Genomic DNA, 26,610 nt, shown 5'->3' with positions numbered 1-26,610 from the left:
AAACCGCCGCCGAGGAGGCCATCCTTGAAGTGCCGCCCGAGGAAGAGGCGGAGGAGGCACCGGTGGAAGAGGTTCCCGAGGTCACCGTTGAGGAAGAAATCGAGGAACTCCCCGAGGAGGGAGTCGAGACCATCGAGGTCGAAGAGGCCCCGATTGAGGAACTCCCAGAGGAGGCTCACGAGGAAGGTATTGAAGAGGCCGCCCCTGAGGCGGTGGAGACCGAAGAGGTTGAAGCCCCTGAAGAGGTTCCTGCTCACGAGGTTGAAATTGAGGAAGAATCTGTTGAAAAGGAGGAAGGTGGTGTTAAGATGGCTGAGAAGTTCCAGATTCCGGAGGACATCGCAAGCCTGCTCTTTGAGGAGGAGCCGAGGAAGGCCAGGCTGGAGAAGCTGCCCGATGACATCGTCTCCACAATGATTGCACTCAAGTGGCTCGGGTTCCTCATCGACAGGGTCGGCATCCAGAACCTCGAGCGCGTCCTTGAGTTCTACTACGAGATAGGCTGGATAAGCGAGGGGGTCCTCAACAACCTCCTGCACTACGCCAAGGGCACCAGGCCGCACCACAGGGATCCCGAGTGGAAGCCCGCTGAAAAGCTCACCGTTCAGGACCACCTCATAAGCCTCCTCTTCATCGAGAGGCTCAGGGGACTCAGGATAAACAGGAACGTCCTCGACAAGCTCGAAAGGGAAATCAAAATGCTGGAGAAGACCCTCGACGAGTTCTACGGCATCTGAAGCACTGAGAAGAATGGGGGGCGGCCTATGGGGTTCAGCGTATCGGCGAGCGCTGCGATCATCTTTATTTCCTTTTTAATAGCGGCCAGCACCCTCTACACGGCGTGGGACAACAGCTACGCCAATGTCCGGGCCGCCCAGGATGAGTGGTATAATCTGAGGCTCTCCCAACTCAATACGAGATTTGTCCTTAACGGTAGCACAGGCACATACCTTGTTGACAACACTAACAACTACTATAACGTGACCTTCCATTTGGAGGACAGGGGAATCACACTCTACGCACCGCACTGGACAGGTATATACGACGGTAAGTATGTCACCCTGTATAATGTTTCCGACGACAACGTTGGGTTCCTTGGTGATTATACCTATGTCCTGCCCGGGGATGTCATTTATGTTAACGTTACCTACATCCCCCTTGATTCGACCCCCCACGCATTGAAGACTGTATTCGAAAACGGCTGCTACTTCGTCATTGGCTGGTACTACAACGGCTCTGCCGTTGTGGTCGACTATACATCAACCGGCTGTCCACTGGAGGTGAGCTGATGGCCGCAGGAGGGCCGGCGAGCGAACTCATACTGTTCATAGTTGCAGTTATCGTCGCGGGCAGTGTCGCCGGCGGTCTCGCCTACGTGACCACCGACATAGCCCACGGCATGAACGACAGGGGTGCCATGCTGGCCGACCAGCTGAGGACGGACTTCGCTATAATAAACGACCCGAACAACATACCGGTTAGTGGAGCCGGGCCTTACAACTATACGTTTTACATGAAAAACATTGGAAAGGAGCCCATTGCATTTACCCCCGACGCCGTCCAGGTGTTAATTGATGGATCCCTCGTTCCCGCGGCCAACCTCACGTTCACCGACGTTAATGGGGCTTCGATAAGTTCACTCGACGCCTATGAGGTTGGTGTGATAAAGGTCACCCTGGGTACGGCCCTTACGCAGGGTTATCACACCCTCACCGTTGTGATTGAGAACGGCGAGCGCAGGAGCTTTGTCTTCAGGGTGTCCTGACATAAAGGACGCCTTTGGCGGTTAAAATAACGCGAGACGGTGGTGGTCATCTTGGTCGAGGAACTCCTCAAGATAGAGCTCAAGGGCGATGAACTGCACCGGCGTCTCGGTGGTGGCATCCCCGCCGGGACGATTATGCTCATCGAGGGAGACAGGGGTAGCGGTAAGTCCATCTTCGTCCAGCGCCTTCTCTACGGCTTTCTCATGAACGGGTACACCGCCAGCTACATCTCCAGCCAGTACACCACGGTTGAATACATCAAGCAGATGGAGTCCCTCGGCTACGATATAATCCCTTTTCTAATCAGGAAGAAGCTCATGTTTGTCTCACTATATCCCCTTCTCACCGGTGTCAGCGAGAAAAGGAAGTTCCTCAGCAGGTTGTTTGGTGAGCCCAGGCTGTGGGAGCCGGACATAATGATAATCGATTCATTCTCATCACTCCTTTCCCGTGAGCAGGAGCCGAGCGCGGTTAGGGATTTTCTGCTGTACGTCAAGAAAATGGCCTCCCTGGATAAGGTCATCATCCTCACCGCGAACACGGAGGAGATAGACAGGGACTCCCTCTTCGTCCTTGAGGAAGCGGCAAGCATGCTCGTCCGTCTGAGCGTCAAGGTGTTCGGTGGTGACCTGAAGAACTCGGCCACGATAGTCAAGTACAACAACGCCAAGGGACTGTTTCAGAAGATTATCCCGTTCCGTGTCGAGCCGAAGGTCGGGCTGATAGTGGAGATTGCGGCGGTGGTGTGACATGGCGCAGGTGATCAGCGACACCCTTGAGGAGGCAATGGCGAGAAACCCCCACCTTAGGAAGTACGTTGATCAGTTCAGGAGGAAGTACGGAAAGCTCCCGGAGTTTCATCCTCAGCTCACCAGGGACATGAAGGACATAATGTACCCCAACATCCTCTACCCGGTAGGTGACCCCATCTTCATCCACATCTACGGGGACATGACGACCGACAAGAAGTACATCGTCATCGAGCCCCGCATCGAGAGCCGCGAGGAAGAGCAGAAGTACAACCGGATCAGGGACAAAATCCTGGAGCTCGCGCCGACCAGGGATATTCCTGAGGAGCAGGAAGAGTTTGAGCGCTTTCTGGATGCCCTCTTTGATGAAGCCGTGCTCGCGCTGGTTAAATCGAGCAAAGGCGGTTTAATGGGCAGGGGTCAGAAATTTCTGATCACCAAGGATGAGATGGAGAAGTTCCGCTACCTAATCAAGCGCGACATCATCGGTATCGGCCCGCTTGAGCCGATAGCGAGGGACCCCTACATCGAGGATATCCACATCATCGGCGCCAACAACATCTCTCTCGTCCACAAGATATTCGAGATGATGCCGACCAACATAACCTTCGGCGACGACGTCAAGCTCGCGGACTACTTCAAGAACATTGCCGAGCGTATTGGAAGGCCGATCAGCGACAGGACGCCGATAGTTGACGGTGCCCTCCCCGACGGCTCGCGTATCAACATCATCTACTCCCCGGACATCTCCATCAAGGGTCCGAGCGCCACCATCCGTAAGTTCTCGGCAACCCCCATCAGCATCGTTCAGCTCATCTCATGGGGAACGCTGAGCGCCGAAGTTGCCGCCTATCTCTGGATAGCCCTTGAGTACGGTATGAGCGTTTTCGTCTGTGGTGAGACCGCTTCCGGTAAGACCACCCTGCTCAACTCAATAGTCCCGTTCATCAAGCCGGGATCCAAAATCTACACCGCGGAGGATACCCCCGAGGTTCAGGTGCCGCATCCCACATGGCAGAGACTCATAACCCGTGAAAGGGGCCCCGAGGAGAGCAGGGTTACCCTCTTTGACCTCCTGAAGGCGGCCCTGCGTTCAAGGCCGAACTACATCATCGTCGGTGAGATTCGTGGTGCCGAGGGTGCCATCGCATTCCAGGCCATGCAGACCGGCCACCCCGTTATGAGCACCTTCCACGCCGGTGATATCAAGAAGATGATACAGCGTTTCACCGGGCATCCCATCAACGTCCCGATAACCTTCATTGACAACCTCAACATAGCGGTCTTCCAGCAGGCTGTCTACATCAAGGGCAAGTTCCTGAGGAGGACGGTCAACGTCGTCGAGATCGAAGGCTACTACGAGGAGCTCGGCGGTGTCGCTACGAGGAACGTCTTCGAGTGGGACCCCGTGTCGGACAGGCACGTGTTCCGTGGTTTCAACAACTCTTACATCCTTGAGAGGAAGATAGCCGAGATAGCCGGTTACGAGGATCCCAAGGAGATTTACAACGAGCTGTTCCTCCGTGCGAGGATCCTCCAGAGGATGGTCGAGCTGGGCATAACGAACTACTGGGACGTCTACCGCGAGATCAAGGCTTTCTACCAGCGTGGAATCGAGGGCCTGAGCTTCAGAATCTAACGGGGTGATGACATGGCCGAGGAGGGCATCAGCATTTTCACGAAGGCTGACCTGGATATGGGCACGTACCTCAGGAAGGTTCTTCTGCCGTACATGGCTATCTCGGCGGTTCTGTTCCTCGCGGTGGGCGTAATCGGAAGAATTTTTTACCTCCCCAGTGCCCTCAAGGTTCTCATGTTCCTGATTCCCGTTGTTCTCCTGGTTTACGCCGCGGTGTATCCCTACGTGATAGCGGATACCAAGAAGATTTCGATAAACTCAAAAATGCCGTACTTCATCACGTACTTCGCGGTTCTCTCGACGAGTGAAATGCGGAGGAGCGACCTCATCAAAATCCTCGCCAACGACCCCAAGCTGGGTGCCATAGCGAGCGAGCTCAAAAAGGTCCACACCGTGGTCAACAGACTTCACCTCTCGATGCCAGAGGCCCTCCGATTCCTCGCGAGGAGGACGCCCAGTGTAATGTTCGCCGACTTCCTCGACAGGCTGGCTTACTCTCTCGACAGTGGTGTTGACCTCAAGGAGTACCTTTTCCAGGAGCAGCAGACGGTCATGGACGACTACCAGACCTTCTACGAGGGTGCGCTCTACGACCTCGATATATTCAAGGAGATATACGAGTCGATAATTATCTCGGTCGTGTTCATCGCCGCGTTCGTCATCATAGGCCCCCTCATCACCGGCATGGACATCGGCAAGATGGGGCTGTACGCGGTTGCGATGACTCTCGCCGCCGAGGTTGGTATACTGCTCGTTGTTAAGTTCAGGATGCCCGAGGATCCCCTCTGGGCGGAGAACAGGGGCATAGATGATGTAAGGCGGAGAAGGATAACGATGGCCGCGGTTTATTCGGTTGTGGGGGTTGTTATAGTTGCGCTCCTTTACTTCACCGTCATCAGGGTGAGGTTTGATATACCAGAGCCCTTCGTTCTCGCCCTCATCCTGACGCCCCTCTTTTACCTCGGACACGTTGTCAACAGTGAGGAAAAGAGGATATCTAGGAAGGACGAGAATTTTCCCGCGTTCATAAGGAGTCTGAGCTCATCCCTTGCCGCCAGCGGCGCCTCCCTTGTGCTGGTTCTCAAATACCTCAGTGCCCACGACTTCGGTTCCCTCACTGAGGACATCAGGGCGCTCTACAGGAGGCTCGCCATCAGGGTTGACAGGGACAGGGCGTGGGACTTCTTTATAACAGGAACCGGGAGCTGGCTCATCGGTATATTCTCGGAGATATTCCGTGAAAGCCTCCGCATGGGTGCGGAACCTGACTACGTTGGCCTCATCATCAGCAGGAACTTTGAGCGGCTCGTTCGTCTCAGGAGGAAGAGGCAGCAGAGCATAGCGAGCTTCGTCGGAATAATCTACGGTCTGACCGGGGCGTTTGCGTTTTCCCTCGCCGCCTCATTCCAGGTCGCCGTTTCGATAAGCCAGATGTTCGCCCAGATGCAGATACCCACCGAGTACATAGGGGATATAATCCACGTCATCCCGCCGTCGGGAATGAGGTTCCTCCTTTACATAATGCTGGTGATGATGGTGATGCACTCCCTCCTCTCCTCCCTCGTTATCAAGCTCGCGGACGGAGGTCACGTGCTCGGCACCGCCAGGTACTTCGTCATAATGTCGTGGATATTCGCGGTTGGTATGTACCTGGGTCAGACACTCATGGAGAGGATGATGGGAATGGGAGGGGGCGGTGAAACCGCCCAGATGTTTCTCCACCTTATGGGGGTGATACCGTGAGACGGGCCATCGTGTTCGCGCTGGTGCTCATGCTTCTGCTTCCGGCGGGTTTCGCCTCGGCGTCGTCCTTCAACGGATGGTTTTCCCTGCCGGGTTCGATTTCCCTCGGGAACGTGACCCTGGAGTTCAGGGACGTCTCGCTGGACGGTGTCCTGGTTGGCACCGCGTACGCACAGTCGTCATACAATGACTTCTCCCTCAGCCCGGGGGAGGGTTTCACCGCCGGGGACGTTGTGGTGAGGTACGTCAGGGTCACCGCGGCTGAGGGGCCCGTCGTATTCCTGAACGTGACGTTTCCCTACATCGTTGAGGGCGAGACCGTTAGGCTGGGGGACTACTCGATTGAGCTGCTCTCGGTGGGGAGCAAGGGCGCGAAGGTGCGCGTTTCCCGGGGAAACGAGTCCAAGGACTTCACCTCCGGCACGTTTACCTTCGGCAACCTTAAGATTGCCGTGAGCGCCTACCCAAAGGTCTTTGAGGGATACCTCCAGTGGGGCCAGAACGTGACGATCTCGGACCACGTGCTAACCTTCACCAACGCCACCGTTGAGGAATCCGCTGACGGCTTTACTGAAACGCTTTACTTCGAATACGATGGAAATGAGTATTCCGTGGTCGTTGGGAAGGAGGCGGACATCGGCCCGTTCCACGTCAAGGCGGAGGATTTGGTCGGGGTTGAGTACGCCAAGGTGACGGTGTTCTTCAGGGGGGCGTCGCTCGACGTTGAGACGGTTCCGGATGCGGTGTTCTCACTCTTCCCCGGTCAGACCCGGAACGTTGGTCCATACGTGCTCCGCTACGACTACAAATTCGATGGTTCGATAAGGGCGTCCCTGCTCAACTCGTGCGGCGCGGTTCTGGCCACCTCCAAACTCTCAAGCGGTGCCGTGGCGACGGGCCTGTACTACAAGGGGGCAACCGTAATCCTGGACGGCGTGGAGGACGACGGAAAGGCCACCTTTGAGGTCTTTCTCGACAAGTCCAAGATTCCCGACGTGGGGAAGGTGGCTAACCTTCTGATAGAGGGTACCGCCGAGGGCGGGAAGCGGTACCTTCCGATGAGTATTGCCTTCCGGGTAAAGAACACCGGCACGGTGGCCCTTTCGAACGTCACGCTCCGCTTCGTTCCGGAGGGTGGAGTGCGGGTTATTTCTGGGGGTGCGCTAGAGATTGCCCTCCTGAAACCGGGTGAGGAAAAAACCTTCAAGGTAACCGTCATGCCGACGGACGACGGCAACGTTACGCTTGGAAGGGTGGTGGCGGATGTTGTTGCTCCCTTTGAACTGGCCTGCGGGGGCTACACCAGGCTCACATTCTCATCCAACCCCGTTACCGCGTACGTGGAGCCGTCGAAGGTTGCCTACTTCCTCAACGCATCGTGGGAAGGGGACCCTGCGGTGTATCATCCCGTGACCCTGAGGTTCCACGTCAGGAACGCCGGAGACGTGTCTGTACCAGCTAACCTCACGGTGAGCGTCCCGGAGGGCGTGACTATTGAGCCCGACGGGGTCTTTGGGTCCTACGGGGGTGGATTGGTCGCCCCTCTGAGCCTGGCACCCGGTGAAAACGTGACCTTCAGCGTCATGGTAATCCCCTACTCCCCCGGGAAAAAGACGTTCAGGGTTGCCCTAAACACCATCGCGGGGACCGTCAACTCAAGCACAGTTGCGCTGGACATCGTGGCCCCAACCGGGAACGACACCGCGGTGATAACGAAGACCATCACCGTGACGACCACGGTACCTTCCAACGGAACCGTGACCGTCACCGAGACCAGTACAGAGACCACGTCCATCGAAAGCACTGTGACCGAAGTCCAAACGGTTCCGTACACACCAACAACCTCCAAGGTTGTGTGGATGGTAATCGGGATTGTTATCGGTGCCCTAGCCGTCATAATCTTCGCGTGGTATCAGGCCCACAGATCATGAGAAAGGTTGATACGCCCTTTTTCTTTATGTTTATCTGGTGAACACCATGGAAAAACTGGATGGGTTGTGGCGCCGGAGGGTGGCTTCCCTTGTGGAGGGGGGCATCATCAGGAGCGAGGCCGTTAGGAGGGCTTTTCTCAGGTATCCACGGTACCTCTTCGTTGAAAAGCGCTACCGGGACTACGCCCACGTTGATGAGCCCCTTCCGATTCCCGCGGGGCAGACCATCTCGGCTCCCCACATGGTGGCGATAATGCTGGAGCTGGCCGAGCTTGAGCGGGGAATGAACGTCCTTGAGATTGGAACGGGCAGCGGATGGAACGCGGCTCTGATCGCGGAGCTCGTGAAGAGCGATGTTTACACGGTCGAACGGATTCCCGAGCTGGTCGAGTTTGCGAGGAGAAACCTCGAGCGAGCGGGAGTGAAGAACGTTCACGTTTTCCTCGGCGACGGCACGAAGGGCTTTCCTCCCAAAGCCCCCTACGACAGGATAATCGTCACCGCGGGGGCACCGAAGGTTCCGGAACCCCTGATCGAACAGCTGAAGCCGGGCGGGAGGCTCATCATCCCGGTTGGAAGCCATCATCTCTGGCAGGAGCTGTATATTATGACCAAGACCGAGGACGGGGAGGTCCGGAAGAAAAGATGGGGCGGGGTTGCCTTCGTCCCCCTTATGGGTGAGCACGGCTGGAGGGTTGTTTCATAAATTGTGACTTTTGTGGGTTTATGTTTTCCGAAATTTTTAAATAAATATCTTTGGAGTGGATTTTGTATTTATGAGCGGTCTCCGGTATGTGGGGGTTTTAAGCCCGAATGGAGACTGCTGAAAAGCCTGAAGATGTGGGGAGTTCACCGTTCCCCCCGAAAGCCACCCAATGAAGATGGGAGCGGGGAAGATTAACCGTAACGAGGTTTACGAACTTTACACAAACCACGACTAACCAGAACGGGTAGGCTTTTAAGTTTCCCCTCTTTCTCTTTTCAGGTGGTACGATGGTTAAGCTCATAGCCTTTGACCTCGAGGGAACCCTGGTCAAATCCATCTCCAGCTGGGTTGAACTTCACAAGCGCTTTGGAACCTGGGAAAAGGGGAAGGAATACGCCGAGCTCTTCTTTGCGGGAAAAATAGACTACGTGAAGTGGGCCGAACTCGACGCCTCCCTCTGGAGAGGTCACACGAGGGAGGAGATTATGGAATGGGCGAACTCGGTTGAGTACATGGAGGGAGCGAGGGAGCTCATCGAGTTTCTCCGGGAGAACGACTTCAGAATAGCGATACTCAGCAGCGGTCTCATGTGCCTCGCCGGAAGGATAGCGAAGGAGCTCGGGGTTGACTACGTCTTCGCCAACGAGCTGATATTCGACGAGAACGGCGTTGTTACCGGGAAGGTCAACCCCATTGTCGACTTCAAGAGCAAGGGGACCATACTCCGGGAGCTGAAGGCGGAGCTTGAACCCGAGGTAACAATAGCGGTCGGTGATGGATACAACGACCTGAGCATGTTTAAAGAAGCCGACGTCAGCATAGCGATAAACCCCCACGAGGGGGTGGAAGGCGACCACAACGTTGAGAGCCTCCACGAGGTGATGGAGATAATAGCGGGGCTGGTGGAGGACGGCGCTGAGCGGGGTCGGTGAAGGGCGTGCTCATCACGCGTCAGCAAAGCAAAAGCTCCTCATTCCCCTGTCGGCCCGGCCGGAATCCCCGCCTCACTCCTCCGCGGGGTGGGCGGACGCCGGGCCGGCGGTGGTTTCTCCGCGCAGGGACTTAAAAGTCTAACTCTGATTCAGAGCCCGGCGACCCTCAGAACGAGCCACCAGAAGATGTCCCCCCAGAAGTATGCCATCAGGAACCCGATGAAAAGCGCTGGGGCGAAGGGCATTGATTTTTTCCTGAGGAAGGAGTTTTCAATCCTTCCCTCCTCCACGAGGCGCTTGAGCTCTTCTATCTGCTCTTTTCTGAGTCCTTCCGCTGTGGGGGAGGCTATGATCCGTCCCCGCTTGGGCTTCAGCGATCCCAGATCCCATGAGACTAGGGTGTGCTTAATGCGTTCAAGACCGTCCTCCCTGTCCCGCATTACCTCACCGTTAATCTCGTGGATGACCTCACCGAGTATGTCCCACTCGTTCAACTCCTCCACGGGGACCTCTTCCATCAGCACCTCCACACGCATGAACTTGACAGTGGAGAGGAGCACCTTTAGGAGGTAGATGAGGACAAAAACCCTCCCGGAGGTTAAGAGTGCGACCGTTGGATCCAGGTACATGAGGTATCCGATGGACAGAATGCCGGCGGCGTTGCCGAGGTGGTGGAGCCTCATAAAGACGGGCAGCAGGACGAGCGCCACGAGGATTCCGGTTACGGGACTTGAGATTCCGGCGCTTCCCATGATTGCCTGAACGGTTATGACGGCAACTATCCACAGGGTGAACTCAACGGTGGTGCGCAGTCCTCCCACGAAGACCTCCCTCAGGGCGTGAAACCTCTTCCTGAGCACGAGGACGGCCAGGGAGTATACGAAGATGAAGGGAAACACTGCCAGGATGCTGTTGAAAAGCACTGCCAGGGGGTACAGAGGGTACGTCGTTCCGTAGGGGGGGACGACATCCGCGGCGGCTGGGGCGAGGGGCAGAAGGGCGGAGAACGCCGCCAGAACAACCACATCACCGCTGGCCCAGGCCCCGATGTAGTAGAGCAAGAGACCGAGGATAAAGCCCAGTATCAGTCCGATGAATCCGGAGGCGGCCAGCAGGCCATCATGGGCCTGTATTCCCCGGTACAGATAGTACAGGACGCCGACTTCGGCGGCCGGAATCACGATCTTGCCAAGCCAGGTGGGAAGCTCGCTCTCCTCTTCTTCCTCTTCCTCCCACCCGAGGAGACGTCCAATGAGAGTGAGGGTTGGAAAAGCGTGGTTGTCGAAGATGAACCCCGTCTTAATATCGGTGTAAGAGGTCAGTACTCCCGCTAAAAGACCCAGAATCAGGGGGACCGTCTCCATGATTTCACCTCACAGGTCTTCGAGTATCTGCTTCCGAACCTCCTTGGTGTAGTTGGAGACCGCACTGTTGAGATCGTGGACGCTACTCATGATGACCCGGATTGCCATCGTGACCAGTATCAGAACAGCAGCCAGCATGAAAAGGTACTCCAGCGCTCCCTGCCCCCTGTGCCTCATCGTTTACACCTGACTTTAATTCGGCGCTAAAGGATTTAAAAGTTTCCATCAGCCTTTTAAACGGGAAATGGAATCTGGGTCGTGATGAAGATGAGAGTGTACAGGTTGAGGGTTCGCGAGGAATACCTGGACTACATAAAGTCCGGCGAGAAGAGGATAGAGGTTAGGGTTGCCTACCCCCAGTTCCGGGGAATGAAGCCCGGTGACAAGATAATCTTCAACGATCAGGTTCCCGCCGTGATCACGGGCGTGAAGGAATACGAGACATTCCGTCAGGTTCTGAGGGAAGAGCCCATAAAGAAGATCTTTCCGGATGAGCCGAGCTTTGAGAGGGCGGTGAAGCGGTTCCACGGCATGTACCCAAAGTGGAAGGAGAACCGCTACGGCGTCATCGCCATAAGGTTCAAGCTCGTGGGTGAGAAAAGCGGGCGGTGATCCCGGTGCGCCACCTGGAGTTCGACGGACGCTACGCCGAGGCGATACTGAGCGGAAGGAAGAGGGCAACGGTGAGGCTCGGCAGGAGGCCGAATCTGGAGCCCGGCGACGAAGTCCTCCTGCACTCGGGCGGCTACGCGATAGGGAAGGCGGTTATCGAGAGGGTTGAGAGTAAAACGGTTGGCGAGCTTACTGACGAGGACGCTTTTCGGGACGGTTTTTCGAGCAGGGAGGAGCTTATAAGGGCCCTCAAAAGCCATTACAAACACGTGGACGACGACTCCATCGCCCACGTTATAGTCTTCCGTCTCGTGGAGAAGTTCGATAAGCCGGTCATGAGCTCGGATTACGCCTACGAGGGCAACCTCCCGGTGGAGATAGCCGAGAAGGCCCTCAAACATCTTGACCTCTCCGAAGAAGACAGAGAGCTCCTCGAACTCTTCCTCCAGGCGGGGAGTCTCAGAAAGGCCGCCCACCGGCTGGGGGGCATGAACAAGAGGTATCTGATTAGGGACGCCCTCAGGAGGGCTTACAAGGAGCTGAAAAGGAGGGGCATCATGGGGCCAAAGCTCTGATGCCCGTGAGCTGCCCTCCGGATTTTTCTCCCTGTGACGTCCCGGAGCCCATGGTTCAGCCATCCGGCACAAATTTGGACGGATGTTCAGAATTTCCGGCCGCTTCCTATCACTATCCCACCTCGAAAGCGGGAAGTCTTTTCTTAACGACGACCAACTTTCAGCGGTGGGAGAGCATGTGCCTTGTGGCGGGTGGACTCGGTTCAAATCTCAGGGACAGGTCCATCGTCATGATAAACGCCGGAAAGCACAGGGGAGAGGACAGCTTCGGCGTCTGGACGGACGAGGGCGTACTGAAATCGAGCGACTTCTCAAAGGTTCCCGAAATGCCCGACGGGAAGATAGGTCTCATACAGTGCAGGCTCGCCATGACTGGCTCCCTGGGCTTTACCCAGCCCTTCGTCAATGAGCTGGCCCTCGTCCACAACGGCGAAATATACAACCACCGCGAGCTGAGGACGTGGCTGGAGGGAAGGGGGGTATCCTTCAAGACGGACGTGGACAGCGAGGTAATCCTCAGGCTCATCGAGTTCTTCCTCGACCGCGGGCTGGACGCCTTCGGGGCGGTTCGGAAGGCGATGCTGATGATGGAGGGGGACTACGCCGTGGCCTTCTCCGACGGCGAGAGAATTCACCTCTTCCGCGACCCGCTGGGCGTAAGGCCGCTGTACCGCTCCCCGGAGGGGTTTTTCGCGAGCGAGAAAAAGGTGCTGTGGGCCATTGGGCAGGAGGCCATTCCGGTAGAACCCGGCGAGCTGGTCACAATCTCGAGGGAGGGCGTTGAAGTCAGGAAAGTCCTCCGGCTGGAAGAGCTGAGGAGGAAGCCCTTCGACCCCGAGAGGGCGGTTAAGGCCATCGGCAGGGCCCTGACCTGCTCCGTCCGCCACAGGGTGGGGAAGAAGACCGGCGTTCTCTTCTCCGGGGGACTGGACAGCTCCCTCGTTGCTCTCATCGCCTCGGAGTACTCCGACGTCGTCCTCTATACCGCGGGGGTGGAGGGAAGTCCCGACATCGAATGGGCCAGACTGGCCGCGGACAGGCTCGGCCTGGAGCTCAGGGAGTACGTCTTCGACCTGGACGATGTGATGGAGGCGGTTCCAAGGGTTGCCTTTGCGATAGAGGAACCGAACCCTATGAATCTGGCCATCGGGATACCCCTGTACTTCGCCACGCGGCTCGCGAGGGACGACGGCGTCAAGGTTCTCCTGAGCGGGCAGGGGGCCGACGAGCTCTTCGGCGGCTACGCGAAGTACCTGGAGAGGCCCGAGCTTATGGAGGAAGACCTGAAGGGGCTGGGTGAGAGGAACCTCGCCAGGGACGACAAGATAGCCATGATGAACTCGGTGGAGGGACGCTTCCCCTTCCTGAGCCTGTCCGTCGTCTCAGCGGCAATTAACACACCGCTTGATGCGAAGATATCCGGGGGTGTGAGAAAGGCCGTTCTGAGAAAAGCGGCGCTGGAGCTGGGTCTGCCGAAGGAGATTGCCATGAGGGAAAAGAAGGCGGCCCAGTACGGCAGCGGTTCCCAGAAGCTCCTGGAGAAACTCGCAAAGAGCGAGGGTCTGGGACTGAGGGAATACGCAGAGAAAGTCTTCAGGGAGATTTTTAAACGGGAATAAACGTTCCTGAACGTTCTTTAATAGTCCCGCCCCAAATGGGGCACCTCCACGTTTTTTCCTGCCAGCGGGGCTAACGCTGCCGAACGGTTTCGTGAAAAAGGCTTAAATAGGCCCTTTTCCAACGGTAGGCTGGTGAGAGAACGTGGAGTTGAAAAAACCCGCCGTCATTTTCATCGGACTTATCTTCATACTGGCCGTCATCCCTGGGGGGAGCGTCGGGTACGCCTCCGCCGCGGACCAGGGCATCGTTATCCTCGTGACGGACAATGAGGCTGACGCGGCACTGGCGTACAGCGTGGCCGCCCTGCTGGGTGCCAGGGTTATCGTAAGTCCCTGGGGAACGTACAGTCCGGAGATCAGCGCGGAGATTCTCAGCGAGGAGCCGGGGAGGGTGATAATAATCGGCGGACCCGTCGCAATCCCCGAGGACTACACGGGCGATCTGGACGACTTCGGAATCTCCTACGAGCGCTGGTACGGGGAGACGAGGTACGAGACAAATCTGGCCGTGATAGAGGGACTGAAGAAGGAGTTTCCGGAGGCTTTCGAGGGCATCGAGACCGTAGTAATCGCCAACGGCAGGGACGGACTCGCGCTGAGGGAGTACGCCAGGACGGTTAAAATCGGACCCTCCGGGACGCATGGAAGGCCCATCCTCATCCTGACGGACGACGGAAAAACCAACGAGACACTTGAGGCGCTGGCAAAGTTCAGCAGGCTGAAGGGAGTCGTGTACATGGCGACATCGGACGGGGGAGAGCCCCTGTTTCCCCTGAACCAGGGGGAAGTTCTGGGATTTGCCCGGGAGCGCTTCGGGAATGACATAGGCACCGAAGAGAAAGCGACCTCGCCGGGGCCAAGGGACACCCTCGAGGTTCTCACGGCAGTCCAGAACAAGACGGACAGGGCGGAGAAGCTGCTCGACGGCCTTCAGATACCCGCTGCCAGAAGAAAGCTCGAAGCCGCCAGGGGCCTGCTCGAGGAGGCGTGGAGTGCGTACAACGCGGGCGACTACTCCATGGCATACCTGCTGGCCATACGTGCGGGGGGAGAGGCGGATTTTGTGATAGCGAGGACGTACGTGGAAATAAGGACAGTGTACCAGGGCTCGGCGGAGGTGAGGCTCCAGAGAAGGCTTTCACAGCTTGAGGTCATGGTAAACGTCCTCAGAGCAAAGGGCTACGATGTGGATGAGATAGAAAACCTGCTCCAGCAGGCGGAGGATGCCCTCAAGAGGGGGGATTACTCCGAGGTAATCAACGATCTCATACCCCGTATAAAGGAGATGCTGGCAGAAAAAACCGTCTGGAAGCACGGCGTTCCCCATCCACCTCGCCCTGAGGGACGGGACAGGGGCAGACCATAAGTCTTTTTAACGCCTCTTCTCCATTCTCCCCGGTCAAAATGAGGATTCTAATGGTTGGTCACTATCCCCCCCACGCCGGTGGCGTTGCCAACCACCTTGAGGGCCTCGTGAGAGAGCTCAGAAAACGCCACGAGGTTCACGTCCTGACCTACGGGCCGGTTGAGCCGAGGGAGTTCGAGCGGGAGTTCGTCCACCAGGTTAAGGTTCCGCAGGTTTACGGACTGAGGGGGACGAGCTTTGCCTTTCTGGGTTCCAGGAAAATCGTCCGGCTCCACAGGGAACTGGGGTTCGATTTGATCCACGCCCACTTTGTTGGAACGACCAGCTTCGCGGGCGTTCTCGCGAAGGAGAAAACCGGCCTTCCTCTCGTCGTCACAGCCCACGGAAGCGACCTGGAGCACACGGCAAAGCTGGCCTTCGGAAGGTTTTACGTGAAAAAAACCCTCGCCGAGGCGGACGCGGTAATAGCGGTTAGCCACTGGCTGGCAAGGAAGGCACTGGCCCTCGGGGCGGGAAGGGTGAGTGTCATACCCAACGGGGTGCGTGAACTCGAAGGGGCCGGGGAACCGGAGAACGGGAGGAGGTACATCACGTTCATCGGCGCCCTCCGCAAATACAAAAGCCCGGGGACTTTCATAGAGCTGGCGAGGGCGTTTCCCGAGAGGGAATTCCTTGTGGTGGGTGACGGCCCGCTCAGGGGGAGTCTGGAAGCGAGTGCACCCGGAAACGTGAGGTTCCTTGGGTACAGGGGGGACGTTGGAAAGATTCTGTCGGAAAGCGTTCTCCTCGTCCTGCCCTCCAGGAGGGAGGGCTTTGGCCTTGTCGTCATAGAGGCCAACAGCCTGGGCGTCCCTGCAGTGGGAAGGCGCGTGAGCGCGGTTCCCGAGCTGATCAGAGCGGGGAAGAACGGACTCACCTTCGGGACGTTCGATGAGCTCGTTGAGGCTGTGGGGGAGCTCCTTGAACCAAAGGTAAACAGGAAAGCCGGCTCAACCGGAAGGCACGTTTCAAAGCTCTACTCCTGGGGGAAGGTTGCGGGGGAAGTTGAGAGGGTTTACGAGTCCGCCCTGAGATAGGTTTTTAACTGCTTTTTCTCGCCCTCTCAGGGGTGAGAGCATGACGGTAGTAATCAACATGCGAGACGGAGTCGATGAGAGGGGCATAAAGATAGCCGCCAGGTTCATACTTGAGGGAAAGCTGGTCGCGTTCCCGACCGAGACCGTTTACGGCCTCGGTGCAGATGCCCTGAACGCCCGGGCCGTGAGGAGGATATTCGAGGCCAAGGGCAGGCCGGCGGACAACCCGCTCATCGTTCACATAGCTGACTTCAGCGATCTGGGGCGGCTCGCGAGGGATGTTCCCCGTGAGGCAAGGCTCCTCGCCGAGAGGTTCTGGCCAGGCCCCCTGACGATGGTCCTGCCGAGGAATGAGAACGTCCCGGACGTCACTACCGGTGGCCTCGACACCGTGGCCGTCAGAATGCCTGCGCACCCGATAGCTCTCGCGCTTATAAGAGCGAGTACCCCCGTGGCGGCACCCTCAGCGAACATAAGCGGAAAGCCGAGCCCCACCCTGGCGGAGCACGTCATAGACGACTTCTACGGGAGGATAGAGTGCATAATCGACGGCGGCGAGACTAAGATAGGTGTTGAATCAACGGTGATAGACCTCAGCTCGGAGAGGCCGACCCTGCTGAGGCCCGGCGGCCTTCCACTGGAAGAAATCGAGAAGGTCATCGGGGGGGTCGAGATACATCCGGCGGTCAGGGGTAAGCTCGTGGACGTCGCCCGCTCCCCCGGGATGAAGTACAAGCACTACTCGCCGAACGCCCGGGTTATAGTGGTCGAGGGAAAGAGGGAGAACGTGAGGCGTAAGATAACCGAGCTGGTGCACGAGTACCGCGCGGATGGCCTCACCGTTGGGGTGATGGCCACGGAGGAGTACGACGCGGACGAGTTCTTCCACCTGGGGAGTACCGAGGAGGAAGTGGCGAGGAACCTCTTCAGGGCGCTCAGGGAGCTGGATAAACGCGGTGTGGACGTCATAATCGCGGAGGGAATCGAGGAGAAAGGGCTGGGATTCGCGGTGATGAACAGACTGAGAAAGGCAGCAGGGTACAGAATAGTCTGGGCATAGACAACGCTTAAATATCTGGAGGGCCAAGATTTAGGCAACCGTCAGGGACTTGAATCATATGGGGTGAGAAATTTGGTGGGTAGCATGGGGCTGGAAGGGCCAGAGGACCTCGAACAGCTCGCTATCAAAAAAATCAACGGCGGTCATGTGAAAGAGGGGCTCAAACTTATGCTGCGGGCCGCGAAGGGCTATGAGGAGGCTGGAATGAGTGAGGACGCGGCCAGGCTGTACAAATACCTCGGTTACGTTCTTCTGGAGAGAACGAAGTCCGTTGAAAAGGCCCGGCCCTCTCTTCTGAAGAGCGCCTACCTCTATCTCGACCTTATAGACGGTGAGATATCCAGACCCGATGTTGACGTCGATGTTCTCGATGAGTACTGCTTCAGTGTCCTTGAGATATTCGCGACCCTGGACGATCGCAGGGGCCTGACAAGGTACGCTGAGGAGTTCGCCGGAATCTACGAGGACCTTGGGGCGTCCTATCAGGACAACGATGATATAGAGATGGCAATAAAGGCGTACGAGTCCGCCTACAGGTACTACAAGCTGGTGGACAACGTCGAGGCGTACAAGAGGATAGCCGAGACAATGATAACCCTCTACGGCCAGGTCGCGGAAAGCAGGCTGGAAAGCGGGGATATCGAAAGAGCGGCGGAAGCGTTCTACCGCCTCGCGGCCTTTATACGAGCGCTGTTTGGCTACGACATCCATTTCATTGAGATGATGGACACCGCTGCAAAGAACTTTGAGAGGGCAAGCAAGATAGCCTACTCCAACGGTGACCTGGACGGTACCACCACCTGCCTCGTCAAGGCCCAGTACGCGTACATGCTGGCGAGGAACTTCAACAGGGCCAAGCTCATCGGCCTCAACGCCGCCAGAATACTGTACCAGGTGATAAGTGCCCACCGCTCAAAGGGCAACGACGAGATGGCGACGGAAAAGCTCGTGGAGCTGACCGAGGCTCTCATGGGGATAGGGAAGCTTGACGAGGCCATGGGGACGTACAAGAGCGCCCTCGAGACCAGGAGCGGTATGGAGTTCAGGGTGCGGGTGAGGCTCGCCGCACTTAAACACTTCGCCGCGTTAAACAGCCGCGTGGATGTGCTGGAGGACATCGAGAACATAGAGTACTACACCGACAGGGGAAAACACACGAAAGCCCTGGAACTCGGAGAGAACGCCATGAAGAGGGAGGGACTCGTTGAGGTTCTGGAAAAAATCCATGAGGCCGAGGGAGTCTATCGCTCACTCTGAGAGAATTAAAAGAGATTAGGATGACTTGACCTCGACCCTCGGGAGGGGTACGTGGTACGGCAGGCGCATCTCCTTCGCGAGAAGCATCAGCATCGGGGAGACTTCTTTGGTTATGAAGTTGACGACCTCCGCGAAGGTTATGGGGTCTATCTTCTTCTCATCCTCCCAGAGGTTGAGTATCTCGTCCATCTTCTCCTTCCGCGGCGGAAGGTAGAGTATGACGCCATCGATCGCACCGTCGGCGATCTTGGGGTTGTACTCTATCTCGTATCTGAAGAGGATTTCTATGCCGTTCAGCTTACCGGTTGGGGTCCTGATCTCACCGAGGCGAATCTCCTCAATCTTCGGCGAGAGCCTGACCTCAATCTGGCCGGCTGGGACGGAAAAGGAAACCTTCTTCATTTCAACCTTGGTTATGTTGAACCCGAGCACTGGCATTTTCTTTCACCACCTCGAAGTCGATGGGTTTGTATAAAACGCTATCGGTAGGGCTTTAAACTTTCCCCCGAACTCCCTCAGATGCCGAGGGAAAAAGTCGTCAGGATATGGGATGAACGGGAAGTGGTCTATCCCCCAAAGAGATGGCGCTACCTCCTGGAGAAGAGGGAGAGAGCGCTAAAGATAATGGAGAGGCTTAGCCAGTTCGATCCCCTCATCTACGGCAGCGTCGCCAGGGGGGACGTCAGGCAGGACAGCGACGTGGACATCTTCATACCATACAGGGTGCCGAGCTACCTTATCGAACTCGCCCTTGAGGGGCTCGTGGGGCAGAGGAAGATAGTCATGGCAACTCCGTGGCACCTCATCAAGGGGGTCATCGAGATAGACAACGAAACAACCGTCACATTCCCGTTAATCGACCCCACCGACAGGGAGCTTGAGTTTTACCGGTGGGGCGGGGCGGTTGATTTGTGGGGTGTGAAAACGAAGGAGCGCGTCACCGGCGTCAATAAGAAGCTGATACTCATAGTCCCCACCGAGAGGGGACACATCGAGAGGGAAGTCGTTGGGCGGGAGAGCGAGGTCGCCAGAATCCTCGGAGTTAGTGTGGACATCGTCACCGAGCGCGTCCACGTTCTGACGAGGAGGGACGCGATAGGAAGAACCGGAATCTACATCAACGAGGAAGTTCCCGACTGGATGAGCTTCGAGGAAGCACTGAAGGTGATAGCCGACCGCGACCCGAACGTCAGGAGAAAGGTGCGGGAGCGGGGAGGGGTCTAGAGAAGCCATTTGTAAAGCGGTAAAACTTTCACTTCCATGCCTTCAACACTTATGCTTTCCTCATCGGCGAACGTCAGCACGGTCAGCTTTTTGATGCCGGTTTTTTTAGAGGTCATTATGAGCGCCCGCAGTTCCCGTTCCCTGTTGAAGGGGTGGAGTTCATAACTGACCTGTATGAGCTCGTCCCCCGCGAGGAAGTCAACTTCCCAGCTATCACCGGGGACATAGAAAAGATCCTCACCTGGCTCAAAGCCCCTTTTAATGAGCTCCACGAAGGTGAGGTTCTCCATCAGCCTGCCCATGTCTTTAACGCCCATAATCCTCAGCAGGCCGTTGTCTACCAGGTATGGCTTGAACCCCAGCATCTCCGCTTTCTTGTAGGACTTCACGTAAGGTGGGAGGAGGTAAAGGATCATGGCATCGGACAGGTATTCCAGGTAATCGGCCAGCGTGCCCTTTCCAACGGACACGCCAAGGCTTTTCATGGTCGAATAAATCTTGCCCAGCGTCAGGTGGCTTGAACGGGCGAGAACCTTGAGGAGCAGCCTAAGGGCAGAGAGGTTCCTGACCTCCCAGCGCTCGACGATGTCCCGGTATATCGCGAGATCCAGGATTCCGCGGAGGATCTCAGTTCTCAGCTCCGGATTCAAGGCGACTTCCGGATAACCTCCCCATTCTATGTAACCCTTAAGCAGGGAGAGGAGCCTGGCCTTTTCCTCACTCGAAACGTACTTCTTGGCCTCAAAACCCCTGGCCTCAAGGAACTCCCTGAAGGAAAAGGGGAGAACCCTGAACGATATCGAACGTCCCCGCAGGTGGGTTGCTATCTCCCTGGAGAGGAGCTTTGCCGAAGAGCCAGAGACAAAAACTCTGTTCCCCATATCGAGTAGATAGCGGACAAAGCGTTCCCATCCATCAACGACCTGAACCTCATCGAGGAAGAGATAAAAGCTCCCACCTCCGGCCAGCTCGCGGAGAACCTCCAGAAAGGTCATCAGGTCATCCAGAGTTGCACCAACGAGTCTCGGGTCTTCAAAGTTCACGTAGAAAATCCTGTCAGCAGGAACGTCCTCCTTCAGCTTCTCCATCGTCTGGAACATCAGGTACGTCTTACCGGATCTCCTCGGACCTATAATGGAAACGGCAAGGTTCGTCCTTGGACAGGGAACCTCTATATCGCGTTCAATGCCTCTGAATGAAAGGGCGCTGTAGTCAAGGATGACCTCGGCCCATGTTTCTCGCTCTATCATAGCAATCACGGACTATATACAGAACAATTCTTTATAAATCTTTGTACTGTATATAGAACAAGATGGAAAAGGAAAACATCTTCAGTCTTGGCAGCACCTCTCCTTCATGCTCGCTGGGAGTATCTCCTTGAAGCCCGTGTACTTCCAGAGGGCCTTCGGGAGCTTCACGACGCCCTCCTCGGTCTGGAAGTTCTCGAGGATGGCAACGATTGCCCTCGAGGTCGCTATCGCGGTGGAGTTGAGCGTGTGGACGAACTTGGGCTTCTCGTGGGTCTTGTCGCGGTAGCGGATGTTCAGCCTTCTCGCCTGCCACTCGGTGCAATTGCTCGCCGAAACAACCTCCCTGAACTTGCCCTGGCCCGCCATCCATGCCTCGATGTCGTACTTCTTGGCGGCGACATAGCCCAGATCGCCGGTGCAGATGTTCACGACCCTGTAGGGGATCTCAAGCTCCCGGAATATCTCCTCTGCGTTGGCTATGAGCTTCTCGTGCCACTCCCAGCTCTCCTCGGGCCTCGCGTAAACGAACTGCTCGACCTTGTGGAACTGGTGGACGCGGAAGATTCCCTTCGTGTCCTTGCCCGCCGTTCCAGCCTCCTTGCGGAAGCAGGGGCTCACGCCGGCGTAGAGGAGCGGCAGGTCTTTGCCCTCGATTATCTCGTTGGCGTGCATCCCGGCCAGCGGGTGCTCGGCGGTCGGGACGAGGTAAAGGTCCTCGCCCTCCACCTTGTAGATGACGTCCTCGAAGTCGCCGAAGCTCGTGACGCCCTCCTCAACAAAGCGGCGCACCATGTAGGGCGGTATGACGGGGACGAAGCCCTTCTCGATGAGCTTGTCGAGGGCAAAGCGGAGGAGTGCCAGGTCGAGGATGACCAGCTCGTTCATGAGGTAGTAGAACCTCGCGCCGCTGACCTTCGCGGCCCTCTCAATGTCCGCACCCTTTAGGAGCTCGAGCATGTCCACGTGAAGCCTCGGCCTCCAGTCGAGAACCTCGTAGTCCATCTTTCCGAGGCTCTGCTCCTTAAAGCTCTCGAGGAAGCCCTCCCAGACGCGAGCCTTACCCCAGAACCTGATGGGGACGTTTTCGGTGTCGTCCTTGCCGACGGGAACGCTCTCGTGGGTGATGTTCGGGAGGCGCCAGAGGTAGTAGTCTATCCTCTTCCTCAGCTCCTCGACTTCTTTCTCGAGCTCCTCAATCTGCTTCACTATCTCGTTGCTCCTTGCCAGGAGGTCGTCTATCGGTTCGCCCGCCTTCTTGAGCTTGCCTATCTGAACCGCCAGCTGGTTGCGCTCCTTCCTGAGGGCGTTTATCCTCTTCAGGTTATCGCGCCATCTGGCATCGAGCTCCAGAATCTCGTCTATCCACTTGAGCTTCTCTATCTCCCCGCGCTTTATGAGGTCGCCCCTGACGATATCGGGATTTTCACGGATGAGCTTTATGTCCAGCATAGTCTTCCACCTGGGGAAAGAAGGTGAAGGAGTTTAAAAAAGGTTTTGATGAGCCAGCCGGCGTCGTGGCAGCTCAGCCAAAGAACGTGACCTCAACCTCCTCGCCAGCCTCCAGTATCTCGACGTTCTCTGGAACCTCGATGAAGCCGTCGGCATCTACGAAGCTCGTGACCGCTCCGCTTCCCTTGAGTATAGGCACCGCCTTTTCGCCCTCTATCCTGACCGGGAGGAACTGACGCCTGCCTTTGACGGAGAAAACCTTGTGGGCGAGCTTCTTCCTAACTTTTCTGACTTCGCTCTCTCTTCTGAGGAGCCTCCTCAGGAGCGGTGCAACGAGCAGGGTGAAGTTGGTGAGACAGCTGGTCGGGTAGCCGGGCAGACCAAAGACTGGCTTTCCGTTGATCAGGCCGATTATCGTCGGCTTACCCGGCTGAATCGCTATGCCATGAATCTTCACTTCGCCGAGCTCCTCGATTATCGAGCTGGTCAGGTCCCTTATTCCACCGCTCGCACCGCCGCTGAGGAGTACGATGTCGCAGCACTCGATTCCCGTCTCGATGAGCGCCTTGAGGCTCTCGCGGTCGTCCCTGGCTATGCCGAGGAAGAGGGCCTCGCCACCGAGCTCCCTGACCGCGTCCGCTATTGCGCGGCCGTTTATGTCGTATATCTGACCGTACCTCAGCTCAGTCCCTGGGAGAACCACTTCGTTTCCTGTGCTTATCACGGCAACCCTGGGCTTCCTGAAGACTTTGACTTCCGAGAAGCCGACCGCCGAGAGAAGTGCGGTGTCCTTGAAGGTCAGCCGGGTTCCACGTTTGAGAAGGGCCTTCCCCTTCGGGATGTCGGCTCCGGCCTTCATGACGCCGAGGCCGGGGTAGGCCGGCTTGTAGATAATGACATCTTCCCCTTCCCTGTCCACGTCCTCGAACTGTACCACCGCATCGGCATTCCTGGGCAGGGGTGCGCCCGTGGAGATGTAAACGCTCTCACCGGGCTTGAGCTCCACCGTCGGAGTGTCTCCTGCGTTTATCTCCCCAACGACTTTCAATCTAACCGGCTCGCTCTCGCCCGTCATGAAGGTGTCTTCCGCGCGAACTGCATAACCGTCGACGGTGGCCCTGTCGAAGGGAGGGACGTCCACGGGAGAGGTTACATCCTCCGCCAGAACCCTGCCCAGGGCTTCGCTCAGGGGGACGCTTTCGATTTTTGGCTCCAGCGGGAATGAGTTTATGACCTCGAGAGCCTTTTCCAGGGGGACGACCTTCAGGAACGCCATTCTATCACCGGGAGAAAAGAGAGCACCTTTCTATAAATGGGTTGCGTAAAAGAAAACGTTTAACTCACCATTCCTCATCTTCTTCCCAGTCTTCCTCCTCCCAGTCTTCCTCCCAGTCCTCGTCGAGCTCGTCCTCCCCTAGCTCCCACTCCTCCTCTTCCTCGAAAAGCTCTTCCCCTTCGAACTCCTCGACCTTCTTCTTTTTCTTAGGAGGCTGCATCCCGATCCCCGTTTCTATCTCCCGATAATGGCTTATAAACTTTTTTCTACCAATTTAAAGCATTTCGTGGCCAAATTCTGTGATTCGGCCGGTTAGAAAGGTTTTTAATTGATGAGGCCAAGTAGAAATCATGAGAGTAGCCATCGTAACGAGCGACGCCCGCGTTTACTACACCGCCACCAAAGTGTTGAAGGAGTACGGCATACCCTTCCACAGCCTTCAGGTGGGTGAGGAGATACCCTTTGACGTTGAGGTGGTCCTGACGGGTGAACGGGACTACGGTAGGGTCGGGTTTCCTGTAAAAGTCGTTGTTAGGGACGAGAACTTCATAGACGAACTCCTGGCGAAGCTCGAAGGCAGGGAGAGGTTTAAGAGGATTTACATCGCCATAGACCCTGGGGAAAGGCCGGGACTGAGCGTCGTCGCAGATAACCGTGTGCTCGAGGTTCACCACCTGAAGAGCCCGCGCGACGTTGAAATAATCCTCGACCTGCTGGATAAGTACCCCGGTGCTAAAATCAAAATCGGCCACGGCGCCAAGAGGCAGAGGGTGCTCATGCTCAAGGCCCTCGCGGACGTGCTCGGCTACGATTATCCCCTCATCGTCGTGAATGAGTCGAGGACCACCCCCAAGGTGTGCGGCATAGAGGTGTCCCAGGTGCAGGACATCGTGGCGGCCATAAACATAGGCCTGCGCGAGGGGAAGGAAGTTCCCATAGGCGAGCTGCTCGACGTTAAGGAGCCGACAAAGCGTGAGATAGACGATATAAAGAGGCGGAGCCGTGAGCTGAGCGGGAACATCACGATATCCTCCAGACTGGCCCGCGAAGTTGCGCTGGGCAACCTGACGCTGGATGAGGCGATAGACAGACAGAAGAGGAGGAGGCGGTCAAGGTGATCTTCGGTAAGGATGAGGAGAGGTACGAGAAGATTAAGCTCCGCGTTGCAGAGGCCCTGAAGAGGGATGTTGGCAGGGGAATAGTCCGGTTCGACAGGAAGTTCCAGAAGCAGCTCGGGGTGGAGCCGGGCGACATCGTGGAGCTGATAGGTGACCGTACAACCGCTGCGATAGTGGCCAACCCCCACCCGGACGACAGGGGACTCGACATCATCAGAATGGACGGCTACATAAGGAGGAACGCCGGGGTCAGCATAGGCGACTACGTGACGGTGGCGAAGGCGGAGGTGCAGGAGGCGAAGAAGGTCACCCTCGCTCCGGCCCAGAAGGGCGTCTTCATCCAGATACCCGGCGATATGGTGAAGCAGAACCTCCTGGGAAGGCCCGTGGTGAAGGGGGACCTGGTGGTCGCCAGCAGCAGGGGGGAGACCTACTACGGCGGCTCGCCCTTTGACGAGCTGCTCAGGGGGCTCTTCGAGACAATGCCCCTCGGGTTCGGGGAGCTGAAGTTCGTGGTGGTCAGCACCAACCCCAAGGGCGTCGTCCAGATAACTTACAACACCGAGGTTGAGGTCCTCCCGCAGGCGGTTGAGGTGCGCGAGGAGGCCATCCCAGAGGTCACCTACGAGGACATCGGCGGCCTGAACGACGCCATCCAAAAGATACGCGAGATGGTGGAGCTTCCGCTCAAGCACCCGGAGCTCTTTGAGCGCCTTGGAATTGAACCGCCGAAGGGTGTTCTGCTTTACGGCCCGCCTGGAACAGGTAAGACTCTCCTGGCCAAGGCTGTGGCAAACGAAGCCAACGCGCACTTCATAGCCATCAACGGCCCCGAGGTCATGAGCAAATTCTACGGTGAGAGCGAGGAGCGTTTGAGGGAGATATTCAAGGAGGCCGAAGAGAACGCCCCCAGCATCATATTCATAGACGAGATTGACGCGATAGCTCCCAAGAGAGAGGAGGTCGTTGGGGAGGTTGAAAAACGCGTTGTCAGCCAGCTGCTTACTCTGATGGACGGCCTGAAGGGACGCGGGAAGGTCATAGTCATAGCAGCTACCAACAGGCCGGATGCCCTGGATCCAGCCCTCAGAAGGCCCGGACGCTTCGACAGGGAGATAGAGGTCGGCGTTCCCGACAAGAAGGGCAGGAAGGAGATACTCCAGATACACACGAGGGGAATGCCCCTCGAGCCGGATTACGACAGGGAGACGGTCCTCAAGGTTCTGAAGGAGCTCCTCAAAAGGAAAGCCTTTGACGAGGAGGTTCTCAAAAAGCTGATGGAGCGCATTGAGAAGGCCAGGAGCGACGACGAGGTGAAGGAGATTCTGAAGAGCGCGAGCGAGGTTTACCCAGAGGTCAGAACCAGGCTCATCGAGTGGATGCTCGAGAGAATCGCGGAGAAGACGCACGGCTTCGTCGGCGCCGACCTCGCCGCCCTCGCCAGGGAGGCCGCAATGGTCGTCCTCAGGAGGCTCATAAACGAGGGCAAGATAAGTCCCGAGCACGAGAAGATACCCCCGGAGGTTCTCCAGGAACTCCGTGTGAGGAAGGCGGACTTCTACGAGGCCCTCAAGATGGTGGACCCAAGCGCGCTCAGGGAAGTGCTCATCGAGATGCCGAACGTCCGCTGGGAGGACATAGGCGGCCTCGAGGAGGTAAAGCAGGAGCTCAAAGAGGCGGTCGAGTGGCCGATGAAATATCCCAAGGCGTTCCAGAGGCTCGGCATTGAACCGCCGAGGGGTGTGCTCCTCTACGGCCCGCCCGGAACAGGTAAGACGCTCCTAGCTAAGGCCGTGGCGACGGAGAGCGAGGCCAACTTCATCGGCATCCGCGGTCCGGAGGTTCTCAGCAAGTGGGTGGGCGAGAGCGAGAAGCGCGTGAGGGAGATATTCAGGAAG

The 26,610-nt window shown here is 57.0% G+C and carries 26 protein-coding genes; 19 read left to right on the top strand and 7 right to left on the bottom strand.

All coding sequences use genetic code 11. The features are described 5' to 3' along the window. From APY94_RS04950 to APY94_RS04910, 9 genes are all read left to right on the top strand, one after another. Positions 1-737 (top strand): FlaD/FlaE family flagellar protein (locus APY94_RS04950; protein ID WP_281176001.1); only part of this gene is annotated, 737 nt, incomplete at its 5' end. Between the two features lie 27 nt (positions 738-764). Next, positions 765-1,289, top strand: coding sequence for a flagella (locus tag APY94_RS04945; protein WP_058938578.1), 525 nt, complete (start codon positions 765-767; stop codon positions 1,287-1,289). Further along, entirely contained in the window at positions 1,289-1,765 is a 477-nt protein-coding gene (locus APY94_RS04940; RefSeq protein WP_058938577.1) for a flagellar protein G, read from the top strand. The genes APY94_RS04945 and APY94_RS04940 overlap by 1 nt, the downstream gene beginning before the upstream one ends. 51 nt (positions 1,766-1,816) lie before the next feature. Further along, the gene (locus APY94_RS04935; protein WP_058938576.1) at positions 1,817-2,515 is read left to right on the top strand and encodes an ATPase domain-containing protein; all 699 of its coding nucleotides are present in this window, start codon (positions 1,817-1,819) and stop codon (positions 2,513-2,515) included. 1 nt (position 2,516) lies between these two features. After that, a complete protein-coding gene (locus APY94_RS04930; protein WP_058938575.1) occupies positions 2,517-4,154 on the top strand; it encodes a type II/IV secretion system ATPase subunit in 1,638 nt (545 codons plus the stop codon). Positions 4,155-4,166: 12 nt separating this feature from the next. After that, on the top strand, positions 4,167-5,897 hold the full coding sequence (gene flaJ, locus APY94_RS04925) for an archaellar assembly protein FlaJ (RefSeq protein WP_058938574.1): 1,731 nt from the start codon (positions 4,167-4,169) through the stop codon (positions 5,895-5,897). After that, a complete protein-coding gene (locus tag APY94_RS04920; protein ID WP_058938573.1) occupies positions 5,894-7,828 on the top strand; it encodes a CARDB domain-containing protein in 1,935 nt (644 codons plus the stop codon). Before flaJ ends, APY94_RS04920 begins: the two co-directional genes overlap by 4 nt. 46 nt (positions 7,829-7,874) lie before the next feature. Further along, positions 7,875-8,534 (top strand): protein-L-isoaspartate(D-aspartate) O-methyltransferase, encoded by a 660-nt coding sequence (locus APY94_RS04915; RefSeq protein ID WP_058938572.1) that lies wholly within the window; start codon positions 7,875-7,877, stop codon positions 8,532-8,534. Positions 8,535-8,821: 287 nt separating this feature from the next. Then, positions 8,822-9,466 (top strand): HAD-IB family phosphatase, encoded by a 645-nt coding sequence (locus APY94_RS04910; protein ID WP_058938571.1) that lies wholly within the window; start codon positions 8,822-8,824, stop codon positions 9,464-9,466. 149 nt (positions 9,467-9,615) lie between these two features. On the opposite strand, the gene APY94_RS04905 is transcribed toward APY94_RS04910, so the two are convergent. Together APY94_RS04905 and APY94_RS12910 are read right to left on the bottom strand one after the other, a co-directional pair. Beyond that, positions 9,616-10,830 (bottom strand): A24 family peptidase C-terminal domain-containing protein, encoded by a 1,215-nt coding sequence (locus tag APY94_RS04905; protein WP_058938570.1) that lies wholly within the window; start codon positions 10,828-10,830, stop codon positions 9,616-9,618. 9 nt (positions 10,831-10,839) lie between these two features. Next, on the bottom strand, positions 10,840-11,007 hold the full coding sequence (locus APY94_RS12910) for a class III signal peptide-containing protein (RefSeq protein WP_083500618.1): 168 nt from the start codon (positions 11,005-11,007) through the stop codon (positions 10,840-10,842). A gap of 90 nt (positions 11,008-11,097) precedes the next feature. Between APY94_RS12910 and APY94_RS04900 the strand changes: the two genes are divergently transcribed. The 7 genes from APY94_RS04900 (at position 11,098) to APY94_RS04870 (ending at position 18,395) form a co-directional block, all read left to right on the top strand. After that, positions 11,098-11,442 (top strand): ASCH domain-containing protein, encoded by a 345-nt coding sequence (locus APY94_RS04900; RefSeq protein WP_058938569.1) that lies wholly within the window; start codon positions 11,098-11,100, stop codon positions 11,440-11,442. Between the two features lie 5 nt (positions 11,443-11,447). Beyond that, entirely contained in the window at positions 11,448-12,017 is a 570-nt protein-coding gene (locus APY94_RS04895; RefSeq protein WP_058938568.1) for an ASCH domain-containing protein, read from the top strand. A gap of 176 nt (positions 12,018-12,193) precedes the next feature. Beyond that, on the top strand, positions 12,194-13,636 hold the full coding sequence (asnB, locus tag APY94_RS04890; protein ID WP_058938567.1) for an asparagine synthase (glutamine-hydrolyzing): 1,443 nt from the start codon (positions 12,194-12,196) through the stop codon (positions 13,634-13,636). Positions 13,637-13,778: 142 nt separating this feature from the next. Beyond that, positions 13,779-15,002: a cell wall-binding repeat 2 family protein gene (locus APY94_RS04885; RefSeq protein WP_058938566.1), complete on the top strand. Its 1,224-nt coding sequence runs from the start codon at positions 13,779-13,781 to the stop codon at positions 15,000-15,002. 38 nt (positions 15,003-15,040) lie between these two features. After that, on the top strand, positions 15,041-16,078 hold the full coding sequence (locus APY94_RS04880; protein ID WP_058938565.1) for a glycosyltransferase family 4 protein: 1,038 nt from the start codon (positions 15,041-15,043) through the stop codon (positions 16,076-16,078). Positions 16,079-16,118: 40 nt separating this feature from the next. Then, entirely contained in the window at positions 16,119-17,138 is a 1,020-nt protein-coding gene (locus APY94_RS04875) for an L-threonylcarbamoyladenylate synthase (protein WP_058938564.1), read from the top strand. Between the two features lie 84 nt (positions 17,139-17,222). After that, positions 17,223-18,395 carry a hypothetical protein gene (locus APY94_RS04870; RefSeq protein ID WP_058938563.1) on the top strand — a complete coding sequence of 391 codons (1,173 nt, stop codon included), beginning with the start codon at positions 17,223-17,225 and terminating at the stop codon, positions 18,393-18,395. 15 nt (positions 18,396-18,410) lie between these two features. Here the strand turns inward: APY94_RS04870 and APY94_RS04865 are convergent, their stop codons facing one another. Then, the gene (locus APY94_RS04865; protein WP_058938562.1) at positions 18,411-18,833 is read right to left on the bottom strand and encodes a hypothetical protein; all 423 of its coding nucleotides are present in this window, start codon (positions 18,831-18,833) and stop codon (positions 18,411-18,413) included. A gap of 81 nt (positions 18,834-18,914) precedes the next feature. Between APY94_RS04865 and APY94_RS04860 the strand changes: the two genes are divergently transcribed. Next, positions 18,915-19,619, top strand: a complete 705-nt coding sequence (locus tag APY94_RS04860) for a nucleotidyltransferase domain-containing protein (RefSeq protein ID WP_058938561.1) — start codon at positions 18,915-18,917, stop codon at positions 19,617-19,619. Here APY94_RS04860 and APY94_RS04855 read toward each other — a convergent pair. The 4 genes from APY94_RS04855 to APY94_RS13335 form a co-directional block, all read right to left on the bottom strand. After that, positions 19,616-20,869: an ATP-binding protein gene (locus APY94_RS04855; protein ID WP_058938560.1), complete on the bottom strand. Its 1,254-nt coding sequence runs from the start codon at positions 20,867-20,869 to the stop codon at positions 19,616-19,618. The two genes, APY94_RS04860 and APY94_RS04855, sit on opposite strands and share 4 nt — an antisense overlap. A gap of 81 nt (positions 20,870-20,950) precedes the next feature. After that, complete coding sequence (gene serS, locus APY94_RS04850; RefSeq protein ID WP_058938559.1) at positions 20,951-22,318, bottom strand: serine--tRNA ligase; 1,368 nt, start codon at positions 22,316-22,318, stop codon at positions 20,951-20,953. 73 nt (positions 22,319-22,391) lie between these two features. After that, positions 22,392-23,594, bottom strand: a complete 1,203-nt coding sequence (locus APY94_RS04845; RefSeq protein WP_058938558.1) for a molybdenum cofactor synthesis domain-containing protein — start codon at positions 23,592-23,594, stop codon at positions 22,392-22,394. A 64-nt stretch (positions 23,595-23,658) separates the two neighbouring features. Further along, the gene (locus APY94_RS13335) at positions 23,659-23,814 is read right to left on the bottom strand and encodes a hypothetical protein (RefSeq protein WP_169791800.1); all 156 of its coding nucleotides are present in this window, start codon (positions 23,812-23,814) and stop codon (positions 23,659-23,661) included. A gap of 130 nt (positions 23,815-23,944) precedes the next feature. Between APY94_RS13335 and APY94_RS04840 the strand changes: the two genes are divergently transcribed. Continuing rightward, on the top strand, positions 23,945-24,712 hold the full coding sequence (locus tag APY94_RS04840) for an amidohydrolase family protein (protein WP_058938557.1): 768 nt from the start codon (positions 23,945-23,947) through the stop codon (positions 24,710-24,712). Continuing rightward, positions 24,709-26,610 (top strand): CDC48 family AAA ATPase (locus APY94_RS04835; RefSeq protein WP_058938556.1); only part of this gene is annotated, 1,902 nt, incomplete at its 3' end. The genes APY94_RS04840 and APY94_RS04835, both read left to right, overlap by 4 nt.

Origin of the sequence: Thermococcus celericrescens, assembly GCF_001484195.1 — an archaeon.
GTDB classification, from domain to species: Archaea; Methanobacteriota_B; Thermococci; order Thermococcales; family Thermococcaceae; genus Thermococcus; species Thermococcus celericrescens.
Note: the sequence above shows the minus strand (reverse complement) of the source record. Positions and strands in the feature narration are given on the sequence as shown.